Source organism: Pseudomonas sp. 51_B (assembly GCF_017491595.1).
In the GTDB taxonomy this organism is placed as follows: Bacteria; Pseudomonadota; Gammaproteobacteria; order Pseudomonadales; family Pseudomonadaceae; genus Aquipseudomonas; species Aquipseudomonas promysalinigenes.
This window is the reverse complement of record NZ_JAFGYW010000153.1, coordinates 1-538: the sequence shown is the minus strand read 5'-3', so window position 1 is coordinate 538 and position 538 is coordinate 1. Positions and strand designations below refer to the sequence as shown.

1 protein-coding gene and 1 pseudogene are annotated in these 538 nt (G+C 59.7%); both read right to left on the bottom strand.

From position 1 onward, the window contains the following. Positions 1–41 precede the first annotated feature (41 nt). Entirely contained in the window at positions 42–437 is a 396-nt protein-coding gene (gene rpsH, locus J5M56_RS24115; protein WP_004185153.1) for a 30S ribosomal protein S8, read from the bottom strand. Between the two features lie 14 nt (positions 438–451). Then, positions 452–538: pseudogene (locus tag J5M56_RS24110) on the bottom strand (30S ribosomal protein S14); the annotation flags it as partial.

Sequence of the window (538 nt, the reverse complement as noted above, 5' to 3'; positions counted from 1 at the left end):
GCTCTTACCTACTCGAGACATGTTCCTCTCTCCTTTCGGCTTTAAGCGACGTAGCAGATGACTTCGCCGCCGACGCCGGTAGCGCGCGCCTTGCGGTCGGTCATCACGCCCTTCGGCGTCGACACGATAGCCACACCGAGGCCGTTCATGACCTGCGGAATCTCGTTACGGCCGCGGTACACGCGCAGGCCCGGCTTCGACACGCGCTCGAGGCGCTCGATGACCGGACGGCCAGCGTAGTACTTCAGCGCGATGTTCAGCTCGGCCTTCGCGCCATCCGCCTTCACGGCGAAATCGTCGATATAGCCTTCGTCCTTCAGGACCTGCGCGATCGCAACCTTCACCTTCGACGAGGGCATCGACACCGAAACCTTCTCGACCATCTGCGCGTTGCGGATGCGAGTCAGCATATCGGCGATAGGATCACTCATGCTCATTTATGTTTCTCCTATTACCAGCTCGCCTTGGTCAGGCCAGGAATCTCGCCACGGAATGCGATTTCACGAATCTTGTTTCGCGCGAGGCCGAACTTGCGGAA